At 37.9% G+C, this 3,982-nt stretch carries 3 protein-coding genes; all 3 read right to left on the bottom strand.

The features are described from left to right. Window positions 1-114: 114 nt before the first annotated feature. From gtfB to M1F56_RS09645, 3 genes are read right to left on the bottom strand one after another with little or no spacing between them, the layout of a single operon-like run. Window positions 115-1,443 carry an accessory Sec system glycosylation chaperone GtfB gene (gene gtfB, locus M1F56_RS09635; RefSeq protein WP_247917549.1) on the bottom strand — a complete coding sequence of 443 codons (1,329 nt, stop codon included), beginning with the start codon at window positions 1,441-1,443 and terminating at the stop codon, window positions 115-117. Window positions 1,444-1,473: 30 nt separating this feature from the next. Further along, window positions 1,474-3,003 (bottom strand): accessory Sec system glycosyltransferase GtfA, encoded by a 1,530-nt coding sequence (gtfA, locus tag M1F56_RS09640; protein WP_247917550.1) that lies wholly within the window; start codon window positions 3,001-3,003, stop codon window positions 1,474-1,476. Window positions 3,004-3,017: 14 nt separating this feature from the next. Next, entirely contained in the window at window positions 3,018-3,701 is a 684-nt protein-coding gene (locus M1F56_RS09645) for a hypothetical protein (RefSeq protein ID WP_247917551.1), read from the bottom strand. Window positions 3,702-3,982 lie beyond the last annotated feature (281 nt).

The raw sequence follows: 3,982 nt of genomic DNA on the forward strand, positions 1-3,982 counted from the left end.
CATCAAAAAAGAAAGGACAAAATTTGTCCTTTCTCGATCTTAGCTGACTTCAACCCACTACAGTTGACAAGGAGCCTTTAAAAGTTATTTCACCTAATATAAAAGTATTCACAGCTAAAGAATAGTCTGATATTGTCCTAAATCAGACTGATTTGCTGCTTCTTTCTGTTTAGAAAGAGCCTCTTTCATCTCTGATGAATGAGCAAGGACACTTTGAATCTTCTCTACCATGCCTGAAACATCTTCTGCTGGGTAAATGTGACTATCTGCAGTAAATCGATGGCTATGACAAGTGTTTGTGAAGCTGAGAATCAACATATTGTTTTCAAAGGCCGTGCGACAAGCATTAAGGATTTCATCGCTGATATTGATATCTAAATACAAATCACATTTCTCAAAAAGCTCAGCAACTCTAGCTGGGCGGATATTTGGATAAAGCGAAACATTTGCGAAACGATTTAGTCCCATTAAATAGCTGGACATTTCTGTAATCGCTCCAATATGAAAATGAACATTTGGTAGCTTGGTCACAAGTTCTTCAATCTGCTCAAGCTGATCACTATTAGTCAAAATCAAGGCTTCCGGATTCATGTTATTAAGGCGTTGATAAGCATAGATGTAACCAAGATTGTGGAAATAGCCTTTTTCTTCAGGAGCCACCAAGTTTTGAATTTTCTCATAAACCTGCTTGTCTTGGACAGCAATACGAACATTTCGATTCGTCAGCTTCATAACCGCTACCATATTACCTGGTAACTCTTCTCCAATAGGCTCTTGCCAGAAAAGAACATCCTCTGCACAACCATTTTTAGGAGGAAGAGAATAGGCCACAAAGAAAGGAGTCGATAGCGAATTATAAATAATTCGATCTGTATCGTACCCACGATATTGGAGGTAAAAGATAATAAATTCTTGTTTGGATTTAAAGATATGTCGTTTTCCTTCAAGTGTCAGGATAATATCATCCGTCAAATGATTTTCCATAATCACCACGACATTGCTCTGGTCAAAATAGCGAGTATGGGTCGGACGTTGTGACTTATCATAAGTTATCTGCGCAAAAAGTCGCCCTTTACGATTGTAAATATCTGCTACTCGAACTTGTCCCTCTGAATCCAACCATTCGACAGCCCGAACGCGTCTTTCGTGAGTTGGTTGACGATAAAAAATATTAGCACGTTTCTTACCCATGTCTAGAATTTCGCCATTCACATTACTAGAGCGAATTTCCCATAAGTGAGGTTTTGGAACCAGATTAAAATAAAGAGGTCGACTTTCTGGTGTCTCTAAATCTCCTGTGAAATAACTATAAGGAGACTCAACATCTGGAACAAGATAACCATCGTCTTGTACAACAACAACGGGACAATCTAACCCTGCTGTTTTTAGTGAACGTAACAAATCAAAACTTGCCTGATCACATCGTTCAAACAAACAAATCATAGTTTTTATACCTTTCTTTCTGAATACTATTTAGTTTGTCTGAGCAGATTGGACAAGATCAGACCAACGCTGAGCGATATGCTCATTAAGATAAGGTTTGGCTACCTCATAAGATACACGAGACAAATCTTCCTGAGAATGTTGAGTTAATAGCTGAACAATCTTTTCCGCATATTCTGTCGTCATGGCGTCCAGATTATCTGGACGAGCCTTGGGAATCAGGTAGCCATTTTCTCCATCGCGAATAAAGGTCGGATTACCATAACGTACATCAAATCCAATAATAGGCAGACCAGAGCCTACTGCTTCTAGCAAGGTCAGACCAAATCCTTCACTAGTGGATGCAGTCAAATAAGCCGAATAGTTCTTATAAACATCTGTTAGATGATGATGCCCCATTAAACGGATATAATCTCCTGCCTCCAAATCTTCAATCAAGTTCCGAAGCATAGCCTCCTCACTACCAGTACCATAGATGTCAAAAGTGAGCCTTGGCAAATGTTCATGTGCCTTCACCACAGAGCGAAGCAGCCAATCAATGTGTTTTTCACTTGCTAATCGAGAAGCTGTTATCACACCAAAAGCCTTCCGTTCTCCCTTTGGTCGACGTAGCTTATCCAAACTCCCCACAGGAATAGTCCATATTTCCTTTGGTTTAATATTTGTATACTGTGCAAACTGCTCTGTGAGAAGTCTTGTCTGAACATCCGTCGAATTGATGATGTAGTCTACCTCATCAGCATATTCAAACTGATACTCGTAATAATTATTCCACAAGATATAGTCTTTTTCTGCAGGATTTTCACTGAAGTGGTCAGCATGAACGATAACAGCTAATTTGGCCTTCCCTTTATTAGCAAAAATCGGTTGCCCAATATCTGTCCCCCTATCCAAAATCAGTAAGTCTTTGTCGGTCAACTCTAAACTTCTCATGAAATGGGCAACAAATTCCTGCTTGGAGTAGAAAACATGATTTGGAAAACGATAGATTTGTGTCTCCTGCTTGCCGTTCACCTCATCGATAATCTCTTCATAGGCTACACTACCATCTTTATTAAGCCAGGTCCGTTGGTAGAGACGAGCACGACCATCTACAGGACTATAATACTCAACAAAGTTCTTGACGTAAGTATAATATTCCTTCTGAATCAGACATCCCCGTGAAACAATTTCTGCTCGATCAATCAACTCATTATCCATATCGCTAGCATAACAAGTCACAAAATCATTGTCTCCAAATATAACTCGGAAAGTTTTATTTTCAGGATTACGGATAATCTCTAGGGGCTCTCTATCAAAACCACCTAAAACGTGAGCTAGGGTGTAGGTCGTAGGCGCAATTTCAACATCAGTGAAATACTGATAAAGCCAGATAACTTCAGAATCTTTGAATCCGATATTTCTGGTCAGATGCTCAATATTATCAGATGAAATAAAATCCATAAAGATGAATTTTGCATCTAAACTCACACTGCGAAATAATCTTGCTCGATAGATTTGAGCATACTCCACTCCACTGCTCGCCCAACCTATTCCCAGATTGATGTTATAAATTGTCATAAATCATATCCCTCTTACAAAAAGGTATCGTCTTCAACTCTTGAAAGATGTTTGGTATTTTCCTCTTGTTGCTCTTCTTTAGTTAGCTCATTCTCAAAAGAAATGAGGTAATTAACAGGAGCTGAACTTTCTGAACCTGTCTTCGCAGTAATGTTTTCAATCTTTACAACTTCTATTTGAGGTACGGAATCCTTTGACTTCTCTTCCTCTCCTGCAAACAAGTCTAATTCTTCTTGCTCTTCGTCAGCCAAAGAATCTTCAATCAGAGTTGCAGCATCAATTTCTTTATCTAGATTTTCATCTTCTAAAAAACCATCAACCTGATTTAGAAGCTTCTTTATTTTTTCCTTTTGTAAATGATATAATCTCTCAGCTTCTATACGTTTTTTTGTCAAGATATCAATCTCTTCCAGAATAGATTCGCGTATATCCAGATAATCCTTTTGTGCTTTTTCTAAAACTTCTTTGGCTTCTTGCTCTGCACTTTTATGAGCCGAAATGACAAGTGATTTCGCATAAATAACAGCTTCACCTATTTCTTTTTCTTTATCCTTCATAGAATCAATTTTTTTACGCAAAGATTCGATTTTTTCATTTTTTTTCCGAATTTCACTATAAAACTCTTCCTCCAAGGATTCGATGCAATCGTCAACTTCCTTCGCACGATAACGGCCGAACAATGTTTTTCTAAGTCGCATTCTGCTCCCTCTATTCTTTATTTATATAATATATACCACGATACCCATTGTAGCATAGATTAGCTTGTATTGCCATTATTTTCTAACTCTCACACCCCAAATAACGGCCCATATCTGGACAGTTTATAAAACTATAAACAACGGCTCTATAATATTTGTAGTGGGTAAATTCCCTATGGATATTATGGAGCCTATTTATTCTATCTTGAATTGTCAAATTAAGTGCACATTTTCTTCATAGAAGACTTCATAAGGAGTTTTCCAGTTAAGACATTTGCGTG

This window comes from Streptococcus oralis, from assembly GCF_023109005.1.
GTDB classification, from domain to species: domain Bacteria; phylum Bacillota; class Bacilli; order Lactobacillales; family Streptococcaceae; genus Streptococcus; species Streptococcus oralis_BU.